20 protein-coding genes and 2 tRNA genes are annotated in these 20,949 nt (G+C 68.2%); 5 read left to right on the forward strand and 17 right to left on the reverse strand.

Annotation, left to right across the window (positions count from 1 at the left end; all coding sequences use genetic code 11):
* The first annotated feature begins 15 nt into the window (after window positions 1-15).
* Window positions 16-90, forward strand: a tRNA-Ile gene (locus ITJ61_RS04595).
* A gap of 54 nt (window positions 91-144) precedes the next feature.
* Window positions 145-489, forward strand: a complete 345-nt coding sequence (locus ITJ61_RS04600; RefSeq protein ID WP_194685641.1) for a thiamine-binding protein — start codon at window positions 145-147, stop codon at window positions 487-489.
* Between the two features lie 6 nt (window positions 490-495).
* Here ITJ61_RS04600 and ITJ61_RS04605 read toward each other — a convergent pair whose 3' ends face one another.
* Window positions 496-792, reverse strand: coding sequence for a helix-turn-helix transcriptional regulator (locus ITJ61_RS04605; RefSeq protein ID WP_104241421.1), 297 nt, complete (start codon window positions 790-792; stop codon window positions 496-498).
* A 76-nt stretch (window positions 793-868) separates the two neighbouring features.
* On the opposite strand from ITJ61_RS04605, the gene map reads away from it, so the two are divergent.
* The gene (gene map / locus ITJ61_RS04610) at window positions 869-1,669 is read left to right on the forward strand and encodes a type I methionyl aminopeptidase (RefSeq protein ID WP_194685642.1); all 801 of its coding nucleotides are present in this window, start codon (window positions 869-871) and stop codon (window positions 1,667-1,669) included.
* 36 nt (window positions 1,670-1,705) lie between these two features.
* Here map and ITJ61_RS04615 read toward each other — a convergent pair whose 3' ends face one another.
* On the reverse strand, window positions 1,706-2,959 hold the full coding sequence (locus ITJ61_RS04615) for a glycosyltransferase (protein WP_323744297.1): 1,254 nt from the start codon (window positions 2,957-2,959) through the stop codon (window positions 1,706-1,708).
* Between the two features lie 119 nt (window positions 2,960-3,078).
* A complete protein-coding gene (locus ITJ61_RS04620) occupies window positions 3,079-4,182 on the reverse strand; it encodes a DMT family transporter (protein WP_104241423.1) in 1,104 nt (367 codons plus the stop codon).
* Window positions 4,183-4,247: 65 nt separating this feature from the next.
* Here ITJ61_RS04620 and def point away from each other — a divergent pair, with 65 nt between their 5' ends.
* Both def and ITJ61_RS04630 read left to right on the forward strand, forming a co-directional pair.
* The gene (gene def, locus ITJ61_RS04625) at window positions 4,248-4,823 is read left to right on the forward strand and encodes a peptide deformylase (protein ID WP_104241424.1); all 576 of its coding nucleotides are present in this window, start codon (window positions 4,248-4,250) and stop codon (window positions 4,821-4,823) included.
* Window positions 4,824-4,864: 41 nt separating this feature from the next.
* Complete coding sequence (locus ITJ61_RS04630) at window positions 4,865-5,143, forward strand: hypothetical protein (RefSeq protein WP_194685643.1); 279 nt, start codon at window positions 4,865-4,867, stop codon at window positions 5,141-5,143.
* 32 nt (window positions 5,144-5,175) lie between these two features.
* On the opposite strand, the gene hutI is transcribed toward ITJ61_RS04630, so the two are convergent.
* From hutI to ITJ61_RS04700, 14 genes are all read right to left on the reverse strand, one after another.
* Complete coding sequence (hutI, locus tag ITJ61_RS04635) at window positions 5,176-6,333, reverse strand: imidazolonepropionase (RefSeq protein WP_194685644.1); 1,158 nt, start codon at window positions 6,331-6,333, stop codon at window positions 5,176-5,178.
* Window positions 6,330-7,688, reverse strand: a complete 1,359-nt coding sequence (locus ITJ61_RS04640) for a formimidoylglutamate deiminase (RefSeq protein WP_194685645.1) — start codon at window positions 7,686-7,688, stop codon at window positions 6,330-6,332. The genes hutI and ITJ61_RS04640 overlap by 4 nt, the downstream gene beginning before the upstream one ends.
* Window positions 7,689-7,755: 67 nt before the next feature.
* Window positions 7,756-9,414, reverse strand: coding sequence for a urocanate hydratase (gene hutU / locus ITJ61_RS04645; RefSeq protein ID WP_194685646.1), 1,659 nt, complete (start codon window positions 9,412-9,414; stop codon window positions 7,756-7,758).
* Between the two features lie 63 nt (window positions 9,415-9,477).
* Window positions 9,478-10,152, reverse strand: coding sequence for an IclR family transcriptional regulator (locus ITJ61_RS04650; protein WP_104241429.1), 675 nt, complete (start codon window positions 10,150-10,152; stop codon window positions 9,478-9,480).
* Between the two features lie 107 nt (window positions 10,153-10,259).
* Window positions 10,260-10,793 (reverse strand): HutD family protein, encoded by a 534-nt coding sequence (locus tag ITJ61_RS04655; RefSeq protein ID WP_194685647.1) that lies wholly within the window; start codon window positions 10,791-10,793, stop codon window positions 10,260-10,262.
* Between the two features lie 38 nt (window positions 10,794-10,831).
* A complete protein-coding gene (locus ITJ61_RS04660; protein WP_104298670.1) occupies window positions 10,832-11,434 on the reverse strand; it encodes a hypothetical protein in 603 nt (200 codons plus the stop codon).
* Window positions 11,431-12,636: a glutathionylspermidine synthase family protein gene (locus ITJ61_RS04665; protein WP_323744298.1), complete on the reverse strand. Its 1,206-nt coding sequence runs from the start codon at window positions 12,634-12,636 to the stop codon at window positions 11,431-11,433. The genes ITJ61_RS04660 and ITJ61_RS04665 overlap by 4 nt, the downstream gene beginning before the upstream one ends.
* Before the next feature lie 155 nt (window positions 12,637-12,791).
* Window positions 12,792-13,892: a M23 family metallopeptidase gene (locus tag ITJ61_RS04670; protein ID WP_194685648.1), complete on the reverse strand. Its 1,101-nt coding sequence runs from the start codon at window positions 13,890-13,892 to the stop codon at window positions 12,792-12,794.
* A 152-nt stretch (window positions 13,893-14,044) separates the two neighbouring features.
* The gene (locus ITJ61_RS04675; RefSeq protein WP_181059293.1) at window positions 14,045-15,271 is read right to left on the reverse strand and encodes a D-arabinono-1,4-lactone oxidase; all 1,227 of its coding nucleotides are present in this window, start codon (window positions 15,269-15,271) and stop codon (window positions 14,045-14,047) included.
* 133 nt (window positions 15,272-15,404) lie between these two features.
* Window positions 15,405-15,477, reverse strand: a tRNA-Asn gene (locus ITJ61_RS04680).
* Window positions 15,478-15,575: 98 nt separating this feature from the next.
* Window positions 15,576-16,583: an NAD(P)-dependent oxidoreductase gene (locus ITJ61_RS04685; RefSeq protein WP_181064975.1), complete on the reverse strand. Its 1,008-nt coding sequence runs from the start codon at window positions 16,581-16,583 to the stop codon at window positions 15,576-15,578.
* 6 nt (window positions 16,584-16,589) lie between these two features.
* Window positions 16,590-17,597, reverse strand: coding sequence for an ATP-binding cassette domain-containing protein (locus tag ITJ61_RS04690; protein WP_104298661.1), 1,008 nt, complete (start codon window positions 17,595-17,597; stop codon window positions 16,590-16,592).
* An 80-nt stretch (window positions 17,598-17,677) separates the two neighbouring features.
* Window positions 17,678-19,660, reverse strand: coding sequence for a DNA primase (dnaG, locus tag ITJ61_RS04695; RefSeq protein ID WP_104298660.1), 1,983 nt, complete (start codon window positions 19,658-19,660; stop codon window positions 17,678-17,680).
* Complete coding sequence (locus ITJ61_RS04700) at window positions 19,651-20,949, reverse strand: deoxyguanosinetriphosphate triphosphohydrolase (protein WP_236558441.1); 1,299 nt, start codon at window positions 20,947-20,949, stop codon at window positions 19,651-19,653. Before ITJ61_RS04700 ends, dnaG begins: the two co-directional genes overlap by 10 nt.

Consider the following 20,949-nt stretch of genomic DNA (forward strand, 5'->3'; position numbering starts at 1 on the left):
CAATCGACAGCGCTTGGGGCGGTAGCCAAGCTGGTTAAGGCATCCGGCTCATAACTGGACGATGCGTGGGTTCGAGTCCCACCCGCCCTACTCAGGTCTCGATTGCAGGCCACCTCGAGGCCCCCTCGTGGCACGATGGTCAGCATGATCGTTGCCTTCTCCGTCGCACCAAGCGGTACCCCGAGTCCAGACGCCCCTTCCCCGGAAGAGGGCGACGCGTCACTGCACAACGCGGTCGCCGCGGCGGTCGCCGTCGTGCGCGCCTCCGGCCTCCCGAATCGCACCGATTCGATGTTCACGACCATCGAGGGCGAGTGGGACGAGGTGTTCGCCGTCGTCAAGGCCGCAACAGAGGCAGTCGGGCAGTTCGGGAGCCGCGTCTCATTGGTCCTGAAGGCCGATATCCGCCCGGGCCACAGCGGCGAGCTCGACGGCAAGGTCGAGCGTCTGGAATCCGCGCTCGAAGCGCGTTCCGCACAGTCGAGCTAGGAGCCGTCAGCCGGCCGCGCGGATCTGCACCCCGGCGTCCGGTGCGTCGCCCGCGGCATCCGGCGCGCTGATCTGAGCCCAGACGTCGTCCAGCGAGACGCCGAGCACACCGGCTATCGCGGCGATCGTGGAGAACGCAGGCGTCGCGACTCGCCCTGACTCGATCTTCCTCAGCGTCTCGGGCGATACGCCCGCGTCGAGCGCCACGCGCAGCATGGCGCGGTCGCCTCGTGATCGTCGGAGGAGAAGACCGAGGCGTTCCCCTCGTTCGATCTCCTCGGGGCTGAGCGGGAGTCTGACCATGACCCGATACTAATCCGGTATATCTTTACCGGGATACTTATTGGCAGAGTCAGCACCTCCGGAAGGACGTCCCCCGATGATCGAGATCCTCAACGAGGCTGAAGTCGAGCGCGCCGCACGAACGGGCCGACTCGTCGGCACGATCCTGCAGGACCTGAAGGCTCGCGTCCGAGTCGGCACCGACCTGCTCGAGATCGACAGCTGGGCCAAGGCGATGATCCTCGACGCAGGCGCCACCTCCTGCTACGTCGACTATGAGCCGTCCTTCGGGCGTGGCCCATTCGGCCACTACATCTGCACCGCGGTGAACGATGCGGTCCTCCACGGCAAGCCGTACCACTACCGCCTCGCAGACGGCGACCTCCTGACGCTCGACCTCGCGATCATCACCGAGGGCATCGCCGCGGATGCCGCGATCAGCTTCATCGTCGGGTCCACCCGCGACCCTCGCGATGAAGCCCTCATCGAGACGACCGAGCGCGCACTCGAGGCCGCCATCGCCGTCGCGAGACCTGACGCCCGCATGGGCGACATCTCGCACGCGATCGGCTCGGTGCTCACGAGCGCGGGCTACGCGATCAACATGGAGTTCGGCGGGCACGGAATCGGCTCGACGATGCACCAGGACCCGCACGTCGCGAACGACGGCCGCCCCGGCCGCGGCGTTCGCCTCCGCGCAGGAATGCTGCTCGCGATCGAACCCTGGGTCATGGCCGACACTCGCACGCTCGTCACCGACGACGATGGCTGGACGCTTCGCAGCGCGACAGGATGCCGCACCGCGCACACCGAGCACACCATCGCGATCACGGCGAACGGGGCGCGCATCCTGACCCTGCCCGCGCAGCAAGAGGCCTCGGCGCCGGGAACGGCGTGAGGCAGGCGGGCGTCGAGGGAGAGCCTTCGCCCCGGGTCAGTCGAGCGAGTGGTCCTGCTCGTTGACGGAGTCGCGGGCGACGTCCTTGACCGAAGCTCCCCGGTAGAGGCGCTCGAAGAGTTCGAGCGTGCGGTCGATGTCGTGCATGCGCACGAGGTCGAGTCCGGCGCGACCCAGCTCTTCCCGCTCGGAGGAGGAGAGGGAGAGCACCTTCGAGAGCTTCTCCGCGAGGTCCCGCTTGTTGTTGGGCTCGAACAGGAAGCCGTTCTCGCCGTCGTGCACCAGGTGGGGCAGCGCCATCGCGTCGGCCGCGACGACCGGCAGCCCGGAGGCCATCGCCTCCATCGTCGCGATCGACTGCAGCTCGGCGATCGACGGCATGGCGAACACGGAGGCGCGCGTGTACATGCGGCGAAGCTCCTTGTCGCTCAGGTAGCCGTGGAAGGTCACCCGGTCGGCGAGCCCGAGCTGCTTCGCGAGCGACTGCAGGTTCTTCTTCTGGTCGCCGCCTCCCACGATGTCGAGGTGCACGTCGCCAGGGAGCAACGTGAGGGCACGCAGCAGCACATCGATCTTCTTCTCGCCGGTCACGCGACCGACGAAGAGGATGCGCTTCGCCTCACGCGGTGAGAAGTCGAAGGTGTAGTCGGAGGTTCGGATGCCGCACGAGATCGCGAGCACATCGGAGATGCCGCCGTTGGCCTCGAGGAAGTCCGCGGCGCGACGTGTTGGCGTCGTGATGGCCGTCGCACGTCCGAGGGTGGAACGCGCGTCCTTCCACCAGATGCTCGCGGCAAGCCCGCGCAGAGCCTGCGGCAGGAGCGAATGATCGACGAGGTTCTCGATCATGAGGTGATTCGTGCCGATGATCCGGATGCCGCGCTTCTCAGCCTCGATCGCGACACCGCGGCCGATGATCACAGCCGACTGGAAGTGCACGACGTCGGGGCGCACCTCGTCGACAACACGCTGCGACTCTGCGCGGATGTGCCACGGCGGCGCGTAACGCAGCCAGTCGTGTGCCCACCAGCGGTGCGAACGGAGACGGTGGGCGGTGATGTTCTGACCGTCGTACTGCTCGGTCCACGTTCCGTGACGCCTGCTGGCGGCAGGGACCATGACGTGCACGTCGTGCCCTCGCGCGGCCATCCCGGAGGCGAGGTGCTCCGTGAACTTGGCGGCACCGTTGACGTTGGGCGTGAAGGTGTCCCCCGCGATCAGGATCTTGAGCGGCCGCTCGCCATCTGCTGCGACGGCGGTGCTGCTTGGTGAACGACCTTCATTCGGCACGGGGTGGTGACCTCGATCTCATCTGGGCTCGCGACAGGTGGTGGTCGTCGCTCGCGGAATCTCACGTCATGGTACTGGCCGAGCGCTGAGGCGGAGCCGCAGCACACGCTGAAGCTCTGCTATTGGTCGATGGTGCGGGCGGGCCCGTGCTTCGAGGCGGCGCTGCGGCCCGGCGCCTCGATTCGCTGCTCGACTCGGTCCCCATCGTCGGACGGCGTGCCCGCAGCTCGGCCCTCGGCGTCGTGGCGGCGACCCTCGAGATCGAGTGCACCGCGCCCCTCCACTGCGCTCCGGCGCACCGCCTCGACCTCATCCTCGGTCTGCCCCCGCTCGAGCACGAAGACGCCCGTCACGGCGATGGCACCAGAGACGATGAACATCACGAAGGCGTACCACGGTGCAGCGCTCGCCTCGCCAAGCACGGCGATGGCGATGGCCACGGCGATGATCGGGTCGATGACCGTGAGTCCGGCGATGACCATGTCCGGCGGTCCCGAGGCGTAGGCGTTCTGGACGAAGTAGCCGCCGACGCCCGTCGCGACGAGCAGCGCGACGAGGCAGATGAGGGTGAGCCACTCGAAGTTGTCGTGCTGGATGCGGTTGATCGTGATCTTGGCCAGCGTCGCGACGAAGCCGTAGATGATGCCGGCGCCCAGCACGTAGATGAGGGCCTTGAAGCGCTTGCGGAGCAGGAAGAACGCCGTGCCGAAGACGACCACGACGATCGCGAGGAGGACGAGCACCGTCGAGACCTGCTCATCGGAGATCGCCCCCTCCTTCGCGAAGAGCGCCGCCACGGTGACAAACGCGCCGACGCCGATGATGCACAGCGCCACCGCGAAGATCTTCACGTTCGGGAGCCGCTGGCGGATCGCACGGGCGGTCAGGAGCGTCGTGAGCAGCAGGGAGACGACTCCGAGCGGCTGCACCACGATGATCGGCGAGAAGACGAACGAAGCGAGTTGCAAGACCACTGCGAGACCGAGCATCACGGTGCCGACGACCCAGGAGGGTCGACTCAGCAGCGCCAGGAGATGCTTCAGGTTGAGCCCGGCAGCACCACTCGTGCCGCTCGCCGCCTCGACCTTGCTGACACCGCGGTGCTGGTACATGGCGCCCAGCGACATGAAGACCGCGCCGACGAGCGCGAGGGGAATGCCGATCATCTGGACCGGGGAGAGCCCCGGAAGCACTGCCAGATCACTGAGGGGTGCGATGGTCATGATGGGCAATCCTATTGTGCGGCGCGCGTCGTGAAGGGATGTTGCCGCGAAGATACGCTGATGGGATGACAACTCTCCCAATTCGCATCTACGGCGAGCCAGTCCTCCACGAAGCCGCAGCCCCGGTCGACGAGATCACCGATGAGATCCGCCAGCTCGTCGCGGACATGTTCGAGACCATGGATGCGGCCCCCGGTGTCGGCCTCGCGGGCCCCCAGGTCGGCGTCGGCAAGCGCCTCTTCGTCTACTCCTACGAGGAGGCGGATGGCACGATGCGCCGTGGCGTGGCCATCAACCCCGAGTTGTACGTGACGCCGGCCGAGCCCGAGTCCCTGCTCGAGCTGGACGACGAGCTCGAATCGGAGGGGTGCCTCTCGTTCCCGGGCGAGCGCTACCCCCTCCGCAGGTCCGAGCGCGCGCTGCTGCGCGCCTCCGACCTGGACGGCTCGCAGTACGAGATCGAGGCAGAGGGCTGGTTCGCGCGCATCCTGCAGCACGAGTACGACCACCTCAACGGCATCATCTACGCCGACCGCCTCGAGCATCCCTGGTACAAGGATGCGTTCAAGGTCATGCGCAAGCGCAGCTGGGGCGGGCCGGGGAAGAGCTGGCTGCCAGGCGTGGACGACCTCGAGGGCTGAACCGCCCGGTCATTGTCGGTGGCTCCTGCGAGGGTTCCGACATGACCACAGCGCTTGACGACCCCATCGAGGTCGAACTCGTCGACGAGCTCCCATCCGTCTTCTGGTGGGAGCGCTTCGCCTACATCGTGCATGGCCTCCCACAGTCGTTCTACCGGCGGGTCCAGCAGCGTTGGTGGGCCGGCGAGGGCGACCCGTCGCGCCTCGACACCGAGTTCTGGCGGGTCAGCGCGAGTCGCGACGGGCACGGCGCAGACGCGTGCCTCTACGACCTGCGCAGAGACCCGGACGGCTGGCGGCTGGTGCTCCGATGGGAGTGAGCTCTGTGCCGCATGGTGCGGAGCCGCGCAGTTCAGGCGAGACGGACCCCCGCCTGCCAGACCGCCTGCGTCAGCTGCATCCCCGGTCTGTAGGCCAGGTGCGTGACCGAGGGGGCGTCGAGCACCTGGAGGTCTGCACGGAAGCCGGGCATGAGCCCTCCGATCGGCAGCTCCCCCTCGTGCCGACGCAGCGCGACGGCACCGCCCATCGTGGCCGACCAGACCGCCTCTTCGACGCTCAGATGCATCTGCAGCACCGCCGTGGCGACGCAGAAGGCCATGGACGTCGTGTACGAGGTTCCCGGGTTGCAGTTGCTCGCCAGCGCAACCGTCGCCCCGGCATCGATGAGGCTCCGAGCCGGCGGGAACGGCTGGCGAGTCGACAGGTCGCAGGCGGGAAGCAGCGTGGCCACGGTGCTCGACGCGGCGAGCCGATCGATGTCCTCGTTGTCCAGGAAATTGCAGTGGTCGACGCTCGCCGCCCCCAGCTCCACCGCCAGCCTCACCCCGGGGCCGGGACCGAGCTGATTGCCGTGGACCCGCAGTCCGAGACCGGAGTCGAGGCCGGCCTGCAGTACCGCCCTCGACTGCGCCTCGTCGAAAGCGCCTCGTTCGCAGAACACATCCATCCAGGCCACGTACGGACGAACCGCCTGCAGCATAGGGCCCGTCACGAGGGCCACGTAGTCGTCTGCGTCCCAGCCGTCCGGCACGACGTGCGCACCGAGGAACGTCACGTCCTGACCGAACTCCGCCGCAAGGCGCGCGGAGCGCTCCTCGGTCTCGACATCGAGGCCGTATCCCGTCTTGGTCTCGAGCCACGTGGTGCCATTGACGTTGGCGGTGCGGATGCGCTCGGCCATGAGCGAGCGCAGCTCGTCACCGCTCGCTGCGCGCGTGCGTTCGACGGACACCTTGATGCCACCCGCCGTGTACGTCTCCCCCGCCATCCGCGCCGCGAACTCCGTCGACCGGTCCCCCGCGAAGGCGAGGTGGGTGTGGGAATCGACCCACCCAGGCAGCACGGCTCGGCCACCCACGTCGAAGCTGCTGTCGGCCGCTGGCGCATCCACGTCCGCGCCGACCCACACCACCCGCTGGCCGTCGAGCACAAGCGCCGCGTCGTGCAGCACCCCGAGGTCCCCGTTGGTCGTGAGCTCGCCGATGTTCCTGAAGACCGTCGCGCTCATGTGCTGCTCCCTGCTGAGATTCCGTCGGCGCTGGATGATGGGTCCGCCGAGAGCACGGCGAGCTCGGCGGCCGCCTGCGCCATCCGCGCCGAGTCACTCTCGCGGTCATAGACGACCCGGCCCGCGACCACCGTGCGGAGCACGTCGCTCGACGTACCCGTGAGCACGAGCTGTGCGGGGTGCGAGCCCGCGGTCCGGACGGAGGCGGCGTCGACCTCGACGAGGTCGAACGGCCCGCCAAGCGTCGCGGGCGGGGCGAAGCCGAGCGACGCGTACCCGGCCGTCGTGCCGATCTCGGTGAGCTCACCGGGCGAGAACCGTCCCCTCGTCTGTGAGCGGAGCCGTTCGCCGGCCTCGAGGCCGCGCAGTTCGAGGAGGGGATCGACGACCGCGTTCTGGTCCGAGCCGACGGCCAGCCGGGCGCCGGCGGCGGCGAGCTCCGTGCCGGGGCCGATGCCGTCTCCGAGATCGGCTTCCGTGGTCGGGCAGAAGACAGCGTGCACCCTGGCTGCGCCGAGGAGCGCGATGTCGTGCTCGCTCAGGTGCGTCGCGTGGACGACGCTCAGGCGGCAGGTGAGCGCTCCGGCGTCGGCGAGCAGCTCGGTGGGCGTGCGCCCGTGGGCTGCCAGGCTCTGCTCGTTCTCCGCGACCTGCTCTGACAGGTGGACGTGCAGGGGAACGTCGTCCGGGAGAGCGCGGGTGATCTCTGCGATCGCGGCCGGCGGCACAGCCCGCACGGAGTGGAGGGCAGCGCCGAGCACAACCTGCGGATGATCGGCCCTGAGGCGTTCCCCGAGTGAGAACCACCGCGCGATCCACCGCGCTGCGTGGCCATCACCGAACCGACGCTGCTGCGCTGAGAGCCCCGTTCCTATCGAACCGGCAAGGTAGCACGTGTCGAGCAGGGTCAAGCGGATGCCAGCGGTCTCGGCGGCACGCGCGAGAGCCAGCTCCATGTCGTGGTCGGGGTAGGGCGTGCCGTCGGGCTGATGGTGGACATAGTGGAACTCGCCAACGGCTCCCCATCCGCTCGCCACCATCTCGGTGTAGCAGGCCGTGGCGACCCGCTCCAGCGATTCGGGCGTGAGCCGGCCCGCGATGGCGTACATCTTGTCCCGCCAGGACCAGAAGTTCCCGCCGTCTGCGTGCGTTCGCCCGCGGAGCAGGCGGTGGAAGACGTGCGAGTGCGCGTTGCCGAAGGCGGGGAAGACGGTGCCGAGGACCAGGTCGCCATCGGCGGCGGGCACCCCGAGCTGCTCTTCGACGACCTCCCCCGATTCGCAGCGGAGCCTGACAGCGCGCAGGACCTCATCACCGCGGACGAGGGTCTCGATCCAGACCCACTCCACGCTCATGGGCGGACCTCGCTGCGAGAGGACTCCTCGGTGATGGCGACCTCGAGGAGCGCGGTGCGCCGCTCGGTCATTCGCCCTCCCACATGGGCACCCGCAGCCCGCGTTCCCTCGCTACGTCGGCGGCGTGCTCGTAGCCAGCGTCCACGTGCCGCATGACGCCCGTGCCGGGGTCGTTGGTGAGCACGCGCTCGATCTTCTGCGCGGCGAGGTCGGTGCCGTCGGCCACGATGACCTGACCGGAGTGGATCGACCTGCCGATCCCGACGCCGCCGCCGTGGTGGAGGGAGACCCAGGTCGCTCCCGAGGCGGTGTTGAGGAGCGCGTTCAGGAGAGGCCAGTCCGCGATCGCGTCCGAACCGTCCTTCATCGACTCGGTCTCGCGGTACGGCGAGGCGACCGAGCCGGAATCGAGGTGGTCCCGGCCGATGACGATGGGCGCGGAGAGCTCGCCGGTGGCGACCATCTCGTTGAACTTGAGCCCGGCGAGGTGCCGCTCCTGGTAGCCGAGCCAGCAGATCCTGGCGGGAAGGCCCTCGAAGTGCACCTTCTGGCTCGCGGCCGTGACCCAGCGGTGCAGTCGCTCGTCGTCGGGGAACAGCTCGAGAATCGCTCGGTCGGTCGCGGCGATGTCAGCGGGGTCGCCGGAGAGCGCCACCCATCGGAAGGGTCCGCGCCCCTCCTCGAACTGCGGGCGGATGTGCGCTGGCACGAATCCCGGGAACTCGAAGGCTCGCTCGTTCCCGCCGAGCTTCGCCTCGGCCCGGATGGAGTTGCCGTAGTCGAAGACCTCGGCACCGGCATCCTGGAACCCGACCATGGCCTCGACCTGCTTGGCCATGGAGGCGCGGGCGCGCTCCGTAAAGCCGACCGGGTCGCGCTCTGCCTCGGCCTTCCACTCCTCGACGCTCACACCCTCGGGGAGGTAGGCGAGTGGGTCGTGCGCGCTCGTCTGGTCGGTGACCATGTCGATGGCGACGCCACGCTGAAGGAGCAGGGGGAAGATCGTCGCCGCGTTGCCGACCACACCGACGGAGCGAGGCTCGCGGGCCTCCTTCGCGGCAAGCACGCGCTCGATCGCGTCGTCGAGGTCGTGTGTCATCTCGTCGAGGTAGCCGTGCTCCACGCGGCGCTCGAGCCGGCTCGCGTCCACGTCGACGATGAGGACCACACCTTCGTTCATCGTGACGGCGAGCGGCTGCGCCCCGCCCATGCCACCCGCGCCACCCGTGAGCGTCAGGGTGCCCGCCAGCGTGCCGCCGAAGCGCTTCTCGGCGGCGGCCGCGAACGTCTCGTAGGTGCCCTGGAGGATGCCCTGCGTGCCGATGTAGATCCAGGAACCCGCCGTCATCTGGCCATACATCGTGAGGCCGGCAGCCTCGAGTCGTCGGAACTCGGGCCAGTTGGCCCAGTCCCCGACGAGGTTCGAGTTCGCGATGAGGACCCGAGGCGCCCACTCGTGGGTGCGGAAGACGCCGACCGGCTTGCCCGATTGGACGAGCAGCGTCTCGTCGTCCTCCAGAGTCGTGAGGGTGCGGACAATCGCGTCGTACGCCTCCCAGTTGCGCGCCGCCTTGCCCGTGCCGCCGTAGACGACCAGGCTCTCCGGGTGCTCGGCCACTTCCGGGTCGAGGTTGTTCATGAGCATGCGCAGCGGCGCCTCGGTCTGCCAGCTCTTCGCAGTGAGCTGCGACCCGCGTGGGGCCCTGATGTTCTCGTGTGCGTTCATGTGCGTGATCCCTTGGTGACCGGAAAGAGTTGAGGAAGGGGGACGAGTGCTGCCCGGGCCGGCTCAGGCAGGGCCGGGGCGCGCTGACGTGGTCGCGCTGAGTGAGTGCTCGATGCTGGCGGCCGCGCCGCTGAGGAGGGCGCCGTAGCGCTCGACCTTGCTCGGCGTGATGCGGTAGCTCGGAACCAGCACGCTGAGCGAGGCGATGACTCGCTCGTGGAGCACGACCGGGGCCGCAACCGCGGTGACGTCCTTCTCGACGCCGCTCTCGAGCGTGACGTAGCCGACGGCGGGCCTCTCACCACGAAGCACCCGTCCGGAAGCCGAGCCCTCGAGCGGAATAGTGCGTCCGACCCAGTTGGTGTGCCGCACCGACTGGGTGCCCTCATGGATGGCGATGTAGAGCGCCTGGTCCGCGTGACCGGGCACGCTGAGGTAGACCGACTCGCCGGTCGAATCGGCGATGTCGCGCATAGCCGGCGAGCAGAGCAGCACGAGGTTGTCGTTCGAGAGCGCTCGCGCCCCGAGCTGCACGATCCGGCTCCCGGCGTGGAAATCACCCGCTTCATCGCGGCTCACGAACCCCGAGGATTCGAGCGTGCGCAGCAGCCGGAGCGACGTACTGGGTGAGAGTTCCGCAAGGCGCGAGCTCTCGGCCAGGCTCAGGCTGCCGTGCTCGCAGACGATCGCGAGCAGGGAGAGTGCCCGTTCGACTGTTCGGGTCGAGGGTTCGGCCATCGTGCCTCCTTCATTGCAGGCAACCGTAGACGTGGATCGTTACTCGGATCGACCGCGCTTGTTTCCACCTAGTAAAACGGTTCTGCCACCAAATGGCAATGCACCCTTCAGTTCCGCGCGGCTGCTCGAACGACCGCGAACAGCCCGCGCACGCCGGAGATCGACGGTCTGACGCTTCCCTCGAGCACCACCGTGTCGAAGCGGGCGAGGACAAGCGGCCCGCAGATCAGCTCGCCGTCGAGAACGACGACTGCCACGGAATCGAGTGGCAGCTCACGAGCATCTCGGACCACGGCGACATCGAGAGCGGGAATCGCATCGGAGTACATGAGATTCAGCACCTGCGAGCTGCCAGCGACGGATGCCCCGACGACGTGCTGCGTGCCGGCGAACCGCGCCTGCTCCCCCGGGCCGAGCACCACCTCTCGGCCGTCGATCTCGAGACGCACCGCGTCGATCGCGAGCTGCACACGCTGAGCTTCCGGGATGAGCGAGAACTCGGCTCGCTGCTCGATCGTCGCGATACTCAGCGACCAGCCACCTCCGGCCGGCATGGCTCTGATGGTGCGAGTCACCCCCAGACAGTTCTGCCAGGGCGCGGGCTGGAGGTCGTCGTAGCGGATCACGTCGGCGGAGGTCATGCCCCCATTCTCCAGCCCCGCGACCGGGCCGAGAGAGGTCAGCCGCCCGTCGAGCTGCCGCTGCCGCCGCCGCCCTTCACCGTCGAGCCGAACCCGGACTTCCCCGTCGCCCCGAAACCGCTCTTCAATGGTGCCCTCGAGCCGACGGTCGCTCCCGCTGGGGCCTTCTGGGCGACGTCGGAGTGAGCGGAGGAGCCGGGGGCCGCAAACCCGCCGGAGGTGACGGGTGCCCACGAGCTCACGCGAGTGCTGTTCCAGCGGGAGGACGCGAAGAGCACCGGCCCCAGCCAGAGTGCGGAGCTGTAGTGGGTTCCGTAGCTACTGGACGACTCGCACAGCGACTCGGCGTCCCCCTCGACCTGCTCACCCTGCTGCTCGAGGAGCTGGATCTGCTCGTTCACATCGGCGAGGCAGTCCTCCTTCGACGTGTAGGTCGGGCGTTCCGCACCATCGGGCAGCACGTAGTTCTCGCCGTCGGCGCCTTCGACCACGACCCCATCATCTGGGACGGTGCTGCAGCCAGCGAGGAACATCATGGCGGCCGCGACTCCCATCGCTCCGACGGTCTTCGGCGTCGACGGGCGGGCGATTCCGGACAGGGTCACGCCACGGCTGCGGCGCAGCTTCGGTTCGTACGTCATGGTCGCTCCTCATGGTCGGTGATGTAGTGGGGCACGAACTCGGCGAGGTCGCCCGTGATGGGCCCACTGGTCTCCCGAACGTCGATACCGGCAGGCGTCTCACCCACGACCCAGGAACCCACGATGACCGTCTTGCCGTCGATGTTCGCGAGCGTGGCCCGCTCCTGGTACACGAAGCCCTCGGCGCCGTAGTCGCCGCCGTTCTCGGCCGTCTTGCGCCCCACGAGGTCGTACATCGTGACGTTGGCGCCCTCGCGTCCGAGCTTCGGCTTCTCGACGTACGCCCTGCCACGGAGTCGATCGGGAGTCGGGTAGGCCGCGAGCAGCAGCGGATGATCCGGGAAGAGTTCCCAGAGCACGACCAGGAGCTGCTTGTTGGAGAGCATCATCTTCCAGATCGGCTCGACCCAGGCGGTTGTCGCTCGCGTGGTCGGGAAGTACTGCGCGAACTCCTCACGCACCATCCACTCCCAGGGGTACAGCTTGAAGATGCGCTCGATGCGCTCCCCGTCGCCGTCGATGAAGCCGTGGGCGTCCTCATCGAACTGCACATCCTCCATGAAGATCTGCTTCACCTCGAAACCCGCGAGACGCGCGGTCTCCGCCATGTAGCCAACGGTGTCGGCGTCCTCGACGATGAGCTGCCCGTCGCCGCTATCGTGCAGCGACGCGAGATGGAGGCGCGCGCCCTGCGGGAGGAACCAGCGCTGCACTCGGAGATGCACCCACTGCTCCACGAGCAGCTCGTGCAGGAGGTTGAACTGGTCGGCGCCGTCGCCCCGTGTCTCGACGAGCCACTGCCATTGCGCGGCGGCGGACTCCACGAGCGACGTGGGCGTATCCGCGTTGAATTCGAGGAGCTTGATCGTGCCTGCAGCGTCGTACGCGAGGTCGAATCGTCCGTACACGGTGGGATCGTCCTCGTCCCAGGACTTCTCGACGAGGTCCCAGAGCTCGACCGGGATGCCGAACTCCGCGAAGCGACGATCGCGCACGATGCGCTCGCAGGCCTCCATGCAGAGCCGGAACAGCTCAGCCGTCGCCTCCTCGAACGCATCGATCTCGGCTCCTGAGAAGCCGTAGGCCGCTTCCTCCTGCCAGTACGGCCGCCCACCCTCGGACTCCATGTCGTAGAAGGTGAAGCCGATCGAGTCGAACCTCGCTCGCCAATCGGCGCGCGGAGCACTGTACGTGCGAATCACAGCTCGTCCATCCTCGGATCTCTCCACTCACCGGCTGAACTGCCGACGAGCATCCCCCAGCAACAGTAGGGCCAGGGGGTCGAGAATACCCGGAGAAATGGCGCTGAGAGGAGGCCGCGGCCTGGCCCTTCCAGGGCCGTGGCAGAGTTCCGTGCCTACGAACCCGTCGACGGGCCGGGTGCGGCCGACTCGGACTCCGCCGGCGGCGTCGGGGCCGCTGGCTCCTGCGACTGCGACGGAGCTGGGCTCGGAGACTCGGGCTCCTGGCTCGGCGACGTGGACGGCGGCGGCGTGGACGACTCGGTCTCCGTGGGAGACGGCGCCGGCGACGTCGTGTCCTTCGGGGGCGTCGAGGGCTGGGCGGGCTGCGCGGGCGTGTCAGGGACCTGGTCAGCCGGCGGCTTCGGCGTGTCCTCGCGCGGTTCCCAGTAGTCCTTCTCTGACGGATCGTTCGTCGGCGGGTTCCACGTCGGCGCCTCGCCGAAGATGTCCACGGCAGCCCCATCCGCGTACTTACTGAGGAACTTCTGCGGGTCGACGTGGGTTCCGTCGACGATGGTCTCGAGGTGCAGGTGCGGCCCGGTCGAGGCGCCGGTGTTGCCGAGCAGGCCCACGAGCTGTCCGGTCCTGACCTCGTCGCCGACCTTGACCGCTGGCGAACCTGCGACAAGGTGGGCGTACACGGAACGCACCTGCAGGCCGTCGATGCGGTGCTCGACGACGACGTGGGCTCCGAGGCCGCCGCTGTCGGTCGGAACGGACTCGATCACGATGCCGTTGGCGATGGTCCCGACCCGTGTGCCCTGGGGGCCGGCCATATCGAGGCCGCGGTGGTTCGAGGAGCATCCCGAGCACGGTGAGTTGCGTGGTCCGAAGCCGTCGCTGATTCGCACGAGGCTCATGTCGACGGGCCACTGGACGCCCGGTGCCACCGTGCCACCGGCGGATCCGGCACCGGTTCCCTGCACGACAGGAATGTCGCGGGTGCCGATGAGCTGCCCCGGAACGCTGCCGGAGACGGTGTAGGTGACTCCGTCGTGCTCCTTGGAGCTCACGACCGGCACCGTCGACTGGCCGTCGTCGACCGCACCCGTGACGGCAGCTGCGCCGATCGACGCGGCAGCGATGAGGCCGAGCGTCGCGGCGACGACGGGAACGGCGAGAAGCCTGGCGCGGCGGCGTTCTTTTGCTCTGCGCGCGCGCCGGCCCGGGACGTCGAGGTGGGTGTCTGACGTGGCGGTGGATGACTTCGGCAAGGAGTCTCCTGCAATTCTGCAATTGGTGCTTCACGGGCAACGTGTCCGAGTCTAAAGACCCTCGCGCGAATGCGGAAGTACTGATTCAGAGACTGGTGGCGTATCGCGCGCATTCCGGCACACTTTCGCGACAGTGCACGTTGCGATTCCCCTCAGATATCCAGAAGGCGCTCGCTGAACGGGGACACGAATTTCCGATCTGCATCCGCCTCGGAGACAAGGCGACGGAATGAGGGCAGGCGCGGATACAGTTCGTTGAATTCGTCGCGGCCGAGCGAGGTGAGCTTGCCCCAGTGGGGCCTCGCCTCGAACGGGCTGAGGCTGCGCTCGATGACGGACAGGAGCTCCAGGACGGGCGCCGCGAGCTTCTTCCACGTGAACGCCACGCAGAGCACGTCCTCACCCTGAGTCGGGCTGAGCCAGAGCTCATCCCCCGCCATCGTCCTGAGCTCGCAGACGTGCAGCAGCGGTTGCAGGCGAGCGGAATGCGCCCGGACCGCCTCGAGCGCGGCCGCCGCGTGCCGGAGCGGCACGAAGTGCTCACTCTGCAGCTCCGAGCCGACGCTCGGTGTGGAGGCGATCGGAAAGTGGGGAAGCCGATCCCACCAAGGTCCCACCGAGCCGTCCCGAGCGGTCACGCTTTCGGAGTCTGCCTCGCCCGGAAGGCGGGGCGATCCGAACAGATCATCCTCGACGTCGATGTCGTCCTCGTATTCTGGAATTCGGGACTTCACGAGCACCTCGCTGACGGCACCGTCGAAGGTCGTGAATGCGCTGACCGAATAGCCAGCCCGATGGACCTGATCAAGGTTCTCGAGATAGGTGCGCCAAGGCATTGGCCCGTAAGCGTCCTGTCGCATGCTGTAGCGCGGCTGGATATCCAAGGTGACCCGCGTGACTACCCCAAGCAGGCCGAGGTGGAGAACTGCGCCGAGGAATCCTTCGGAGCCCCGCTCGATGGTCCGGAGCGAACCGTCTGGACCGAGGATCTCGAGGGCGCGGACCGCCGTGCTGAGCGAGCCAAGGGCAGTCCCGGATCCGTGCGTCCCGGTGGCGACGGCTCCGCCGACGGAGATATGCGGCAGGGAACCGGCGTTGTGGAGCGCAGAGCCTGCCTCATCGAGCTGCGGCGCTACTCGTCCGTACGGGACTGCTGCGCTCATGACCGCCGTCCCCGCGAGCCCGTCGATGACAAGATCCGTGGGCACTTGCCGCAGGCTCACCAGCACACCACTGGTGTCCGCGACGTCGCTGAAGGAGTGTCTCGTACCGAGGGCATGCACACGACTGGCGCTCGCGATGATGCCCGCGGCCTCGCCGAACGAGGTCGGCTCCACGATCTCCCGAGCAGAGAAGCTCAGCGAGCGCGCCCAGTTCATCCGGTCCTGACTCGACCCGCCTCTGCTCATTCGCTGCACGCCCTCGTGTCGAGATGGTCTGACCCCACTAGAGGATCACGAGTTGCCCGGAAACGAAAGAACCCCAGCGCATGAAGCGCTGGGGTTCTGCTTGCTCCCTGAGATGGACTCGAACCATCAACCTGCCGGTTAACAGCCGGCTGCTCTGCCAATTGAGCTATCAGGGATTGGCAACTCGAAGAGACTAGCAACACCTTCGCCCGAATGCGAAATCGAGCCGCTGGCGTGTCGCGCGCACCCCGAGTCCGCCGTCTTCGAGCCCTCCTCAGTAGCCCCGAACCGGATCCGCGATGCCCACGAACCGGCCAGTGGACACGAACGCCTCCACGTTGCGGCGCACACGTTCCTGGAGCAGCGGCTGCACCATCTCGGGCGTATCCGCCGCGTGCGGCGTGATGATGAGACGCGGCGTGGTCCACAGCGGGTGCCCGTCCGGCAGCGGCTCGGGCGAGGTGACGTCGAGACCGGCCCCAGCGATCCAGGACTCCTCGAGCGCCACCTGGAGCGCGTCAGGGTCGACCAGAGGCCCCCTGGCGATGTTCACGAGCACCGCGGTCTCCTTCATGGCACGCAGGCGCTGCTCGTTGATGAGGCCGCGCGTCTCATCGGTCGCAGCCGCGGCCACGATGACGACGTCAGCGTCAGGCAGCACCTCATCGAGCCTGTCTGCAGTCACGGTGCGAGTGGAACCCTCAACCGGCAGGTCGCGAGCCCGGACGATCGTCGTCGTCACGCGGAATGGCTCGAGCAGGTCGAGGAGCTCGAGCGCGATGCCGCCAGCACCGATGATGACGACGTGCCTGCCGTACAGCGAGGTGCCCGTCTTCTTCTCCCACGTGCGCGCCGCAAGGCGCCGAGGGAACTCGCGCAGCAGGCCGAGCGTCAGCGCAAGCGCATGCTCCGCGACGGGCTCGGCGTACGCACCCTTCGCCGAGGTGAAGAGCACCCCACGCTCGGCGTGCGGCTTCAGCTTGGCCGCGAAATTGTCGATGCCGGCGAAGGGCAGCTGCACCCAGGTGACCTGCGGGTTCGCCTCGAGAGCGTCGATCAGCCCCTGCACCTTGGATGCGGACAGGTAGACGATCCCTCGCGTCTCCGGGCCGAGGTCCACGAGTCGTCCGCCGTTCGCGACGACCGCGTCAGCGAACGGGGCGGCATCGCCCTCGGGGAGCAGCGTCACTGCCCCGGATTCGGGGCGAGCATCCCCCTCGAGCAGGGTCGCCTCCTCAGCCAACCTCGCCGTGTGCTGAACCTGCGTGCTGCTCGCGCTCATCCGCTGCTACTCCTTCTCGGTGCCGTCTTCGTCAGTCTGAAAGCGGGCGAACTCCGCGCGCTGGGACACAAGCTGCTCGCGGGCGGTGCGCTGGGCATCCGCGCTTTGCTGCTCCACATCGGGGTCGCCGAACAGGCCATCCGCAACGAGATCCATCGCAGCGAGCGTCTCGCGCTCGACGAGCCCTGGCAGGGGCGTCAAGGCGTACTCGCGCGCCTCCCGCATGCGCTTCAGGTAGGCGTGATGCGGGTCGGCGAGGACCTCGTCGATGGTGCCGCGCGCAAGCACGAAGCCGCGGTCGAGCACCAGCACGTTCTTCGTCAGACGCTCGATCGCGCGGAGATCATGGCTGAGCAGGATCATCGTGCAGTTGCGGGCCACGTTGATGCGCTCGAGCAAGCTGAAGAGCGCCGGCCTCGCGATGATGTCGACGCCCTGCGCAGGCTCGTCGACGACAAGCACGCTCGGCTCCACGATGAGGGCCTGGGCGAACGCAACGCGCTGACGCTGGCCTCGCGACAGCTCGAACGGGAACTTGCCCAGCATGCCGAGCTCGAGGTCGACCGCGTCGATGAGCATGGCCGCAGCTCGCCCGAGACGCTTCCGGTCGAACGAGCGATCGCGCGAGAGGATGGGCTCCGCGATGTTCTCGGCCACCGTCAGGTCGTTGCGCAGCTGGTCGCCGGAGTCCTGCGCGAGGTAGCCGATGTCCAGATCGATGCGCCGGCGGTCGAGCCGCGACGGGTGGCGCAGGTCCATGCCGACGACCTCGAGCGTGCCGCCCGTGATGAACGGCCACTCCCCCTTGCCGGGGCGGCGACGGCCGGACAGGATGCGCCCCAGGGCCGACTTGCCGGACCCGGCCGTGCCCACGACGCCCAGGATCTCACCGGGCTCGAGCTCGAACGAGATGCCGCTGACGGCTTCATGCTTTCGATTCGACCCGTGCTCGATGTAGGAGATCGACAGGTCGTCGGCGACGACGGCCCGTTGATGATCTGCGCTCGTTGCCATGCCTGGTCTCCCCTTTTGTTCTCCGAACCCGCCGGAACACCCGTCGCTCGGCCTTCGAGCAACGAGCCCACCGTGCGAGCCTAGCCTTCGCGCAGCTCGCGCTTCTGATTCTCGATCGACATGAGCTGCTCGTTCAGCGACCGGAAGCGCTCCGGCTCCGCACGCCCATCCGTTCGCTGCAGCGCCCCCAGCAGCTCCGCCTTCCTCCGCAGGAGGTCGCGCTCCACCAGCGATGCGCTCAGCGACCGGACATACAGGTCGATCTGCTCGTCCTTGCTCCCCGCGGGAATCGACGCCATGGCAAGCTCGGTCACGAGCGTCGTGAACGCCTGCGGCACTTCCTCCCCGATCCGCGTGATCCACTCCATCGAGCCCAGGGAGTCTCGGGTCGCGACGATGCCATCGCGCACCGTCGAGAGCGACGCGTTCGTGAAGCCCGCCGCCATGACCTGCTGGAAGCGCTCGTCGGAGAGCCGCCTCGGATGCTGCAGCACCGCCATCAGAGTGTCGCGCTCGAGGCGAGTGACGGGATCGTTCGGCAGGTCGCTCATGCGCACCGCGCGCACTGCGCCGCCGCCGAAGTCGCTCGTGTCCGGCGGGAAGTCGTACCCCTCGCCGTCGGGGAACGGCGGCTCCTCCTCGAAGTGACCGGAGGACGGACCGCGTTGCCCGCCCGGTCGAGAGCGCTGGTCCGGCACACGAGCCGGAGCCCGAGTCGCCGCCTGCCCGCGCGGCGCGTTCTTGCTGGCGCCCCTCGCCGCACGCACGGCCTGCTCCACCTGCACGAGGTCGATCCCGAGCATTCCCGCGAGGCGCCTCGAGTAGCCGGGTCTCATCGCGGGGTCGCGGATGCCGGCGACCACGGGAGCCGCCTGCCGGAGGGCAGCGACCCTGCCCTCGACGGTGTCGAGATCGTGCCCGAGCAGCTGTTGCGAGATGACGAACTCGTACATCGGCATGGGATGGTCGATGAGCTCGCGAACGGCAGCATCACCCCGCGCGAGACGGAGATCGCAGGGGTCGAGCCCGTCGCGAGCCACGGCGACGAACGTCTGCGCCACGAAGCGCTGCTCCTCCGCGAACGCCCGCATCGCGGCCTTCTTGCCGGCCTCGTCTGGGTCGAAGGTGAAGATCACCTGTCCGCCGGCGGATTCATCGTCCATGATCCTGCGCAGCACTTTGATGTGGTCGACGCCGAACGAGGTTCCGCACGTGGCGACCGCCGTCTGGACACCCGCGAGATGAGCGGCCATGACGTCGGTGTACCCCTCGACCACGACAACCCGGCGCTGCTTGGCGATCTCGCGCTTCGCGACGTCGAGCCCGTAGAGGACCTGCGCCTTGTGGTAGATCGGGGACTCGGGGGTGTTGAGGTACTTGGGCCCCTTGTCGTCGTCATAGAGCTTTCGCGCCCCGAACCCCACGGTCTGACCAGAGGTGTCGCGGATGGGCCACATGACCCGGCCGCGGAAGCGGTCGTAGCTCGAGCCGCGTTCGTTGGTCGAGAGCAGCCCCGACTCCTTCAGCTCCGGCGTCGTGAAGCCGAGGCCCGCGAGGTGCTTCGACAGGGAGTCCCACCCCTGCGGCGCGTACCCGACACCGAACATGGCCGCGGCACTCGGATCGAACCCCCGCCCGCCCAGGAACTCTCGAGCCGCTTCCGCCCCGGGCGCCTGCAGCTGCTCGCGGTAGTAGGTCTCGGCGGCCGTGTGCGCCTGCAGCAGCCGGAGACGCTTCGAGTGGTCGGGTGCATGGCCGCCGTCCTCGTACGTGAGGGCGTACCCGAGGCGCCCCGCGAGGCGCTCGACGGCCTCGGAGAACGTGACGTGGTCCATCTTCTGCAGGAAGGTGAAGACGTCACCGGACTCCCCGCACCCGAAGCAGTGGTAGTAGCCGAGCTGCGGCCGCACGTGGAAGCTCGGCGTGCGCTCGTCGTGGAACGGGCAGAGCCCCTTCTTCGACCCGATCCCCGCGTTCTTGAGGGTGACATGGTCGCCGACGATCTCGGAGATGTCCGTGCGAGAGCGAACCTCCTCGATATCGCTCTTGCGGATCAGTGCCATGAAGCCACCCTAGACGGCACCTCCGACGCCGCAGCGAGCCGGTCGTGCCAGACGAGAGCGCCCTTGTCGGTGAGGTTCGCAACCTGGTCGACGACGACCCGCTTGCGTTCGGTGTCGTCACCGGCCGCCCGGAAATCGGCGGCGAACGCCGCGTCGAGGTGCTGGTCGCCGGTCTGCCAGAACATGTCCGACAGCTCGACCAAGATCTTCCGCTGGTGCTCGTAGATGGGCCGACGCGCATCCAGCGACATGACGAAGCCCGCGACGATGCCCTTGAGCAGCGCGATCTCGGCGCGGATCTCGCGTGGCACGACCAGCGAGGCGCGGTACCGGATGAGCGACTCCCCCGGCTGCGCGGCCCACGTGGCTGCCGTCGCGGCCTTCGCGAAGCGGCCGATGAGCTGCGACGTCAGGTTCTTGAGCCCCGCCTGCGCGACCCTCGACCCGTCGTACTCGCGCATCCAGTAGGGCTGCGCCTGCAGGCGAGTGAACGCCTCGTCGAGTTCCTCCTCGGAGAACTTTGACCCCGACCAGTCGGCGGCCGCGTACAGGATCGCCGGGCGGTTGGCGAGGTCGTCGAGTTCGGGGAGCGAGACGAACGACTCAACGATGGCGTCTTCGAGGTCGTGCACCGAGTAGGCGATGTCGTCGCTCAGGTCCATGACCTGGGCCTCGATGCTGGTTCGCCCCTCAGGCGCGCCCTGCCGCACCCAGTCGAAGACCGGGCGGTCGTCGGCGTACACACCGAACTTTCCCGTGCCGCGCTCCGCCCCAGCCTCCCGAGTCCACGGGTACTTGCAGCTCGCATCGAGGCTCGCCCGAGTGAGGTTTAGTCCGTAGTGCTGACCGTCGGGGCCGAACACCTTCGGCTCGAGGCGGGCGACGATGCGGAGGGTCTGGGCGTTGCCCTCGAACCCGCCGATGTCCTGTGCCCACTCGTTGAGCGCCTTCTCGCCGTTGTGCCCGAACGGCGGATGCCCGAGGTCGTGGGCCAGGCACGCCGTGTCCACGATGTCGGGATCGAGTTCGAGCGTGCCGGCGATCTCGCGTCCCACCTGCGCGACCTCGAGGGAGTGCGTCAGCCGGTTGCGTGCAGCGTCGATACCGGCCGTCGGCGAGAGCACCTGCGTCTTGGCCGCCAGCCTGCGCAGCGCGCTCGAGTGGACGAGCCGCGCCCGGTCCCTGGCGAACGTCGAACGTCGACGGTTCTCGTGGTGCTCGGGGAGGAAGCGCTCTCGATCGTGGTCGCCGTAAGGACTCCGGTCGATCGGCTCAGGGGGAAGCGTCAC

It is taken from the genome of Pseudoclavibacter sp. VKM Ac-2888 (genome assembly GCF_015351285.1).
Lineage (GTDB): Bacteria > Actinomycetota > Actinomycetes > Actinomycetales > Microbacteriaceae > Pseudoclavibacter.

Bases quoted from the DNA above. Each gene is read 5' to 3' on its own strand.
- ITJ61_RS04675 (WP_181059293.1), bottom strand. From the start codon at position 15,271: ATGAACTGGGCGCGCTCGCTGAGCTTCTCTGCTCGGGAGATCGTGGAG.
- ITJ61_RS04620 (WP_104241423.1), bottom strand. From the start codon at position 4,182: ATGACCATCGCACCCCTCAGTGATCTGGCAGTGCTTCCGGGGCTCTCC.
- ITJ61_RS04685 (WP_181064975.1), bottom strand. From the start codon at position 16,583: ATGAGCGCGAGCAGCACGCAGGTTCAGCACACGGCGAGGTTGGCTGAG.
- ITJ61_RS04640 (WP_194685645.1), bottom strand. From the start codon at position 7,688: ATGAGCGTGGAGTGGGTCTGGATCGAGACCCTCGTCCGCGGTGATGAG.
- dnaG (WP_104298660.1), bottom strand. From the start codon at position 19,660: ATGGCACTGATCCGCAAGAGCGATATCGAGGAGGTTCGCTCTCGCACG.
- ITJ61_RS04600 (WP_194685641.1), top strand. From the start codon at position 145: ATGATCGTTGCCTTCTCCGTCGCACCAAGCGGTACCCCGAGTCCAGAC.
- ITJ61_RS04605 (WP_104241421.1), bottom strand. From the start codon at position 792: ATGGTCAGACTCCCGCTCAGCCCCGAGGAGATCGAACGAGGGGAACGC.
- ITJ61_RS04650 (WP_104241429.1), bottom strand. From the start codon at position 10,152: ATGGCCGAACCCTCGACCCGAACAGTCGAACGGGCACTCTCCCTGCTC.
- hutU (WP_194685646.1), bottom strand. From the start codon at position 9,414: ATGAACGCACACGAGAACATCAGGGCCCCACGCGGGTCGCAGCTCACT.
- ITJ61_RS04690 (WP_104298661.1), bottom strand. From the start codon at position 17,597: ATGGCAACGAGCGCAGATCATCAACGGGCCGTCGTCGCCGACGACCTG.
- ITJ61_RS04660 (WP_104298670.1), bottom strand. From the start codon at position 11,434: ATGACGTACGAACCGAAGCTGCGCCGCAGCCGTGGCGTGACCCTGTCC.
- ITJ61_RS04630 (WP_194685643.1), top strand. From the start codon at position 4,865: ATGACCACAGCGCTTGACGACCCCATCGAGGTCGAACTCGTCGACGAG.
- map (WP_194685642.1), top strand. From the start codon at position 869: ATGATCGAGATCCTCAACGAGGCTGAAGTCGAGCGCGCCGCACGAACG.
- ITJ61_RS04655 (WP_194685647.1), bottom strand. From the start codon at position 10,793: ATGACCTCCGCCGACGTGATCCGCTACGACGACCTCCAGCCCGCGCCC.
- hutI (WP_194685644.1), bottom strand. From the start codon at position 6,333: ATGAGCGCGACGGTCTTCAGGAACATCGGCGAGCTCACGACCAACGGG.
- def (WP_104241424.1), top strand. From the start codon at position 4,248: ATGACAACTCTCCCAATTCGCATCTACGGCGAGCCAGTCCTCCACGAA.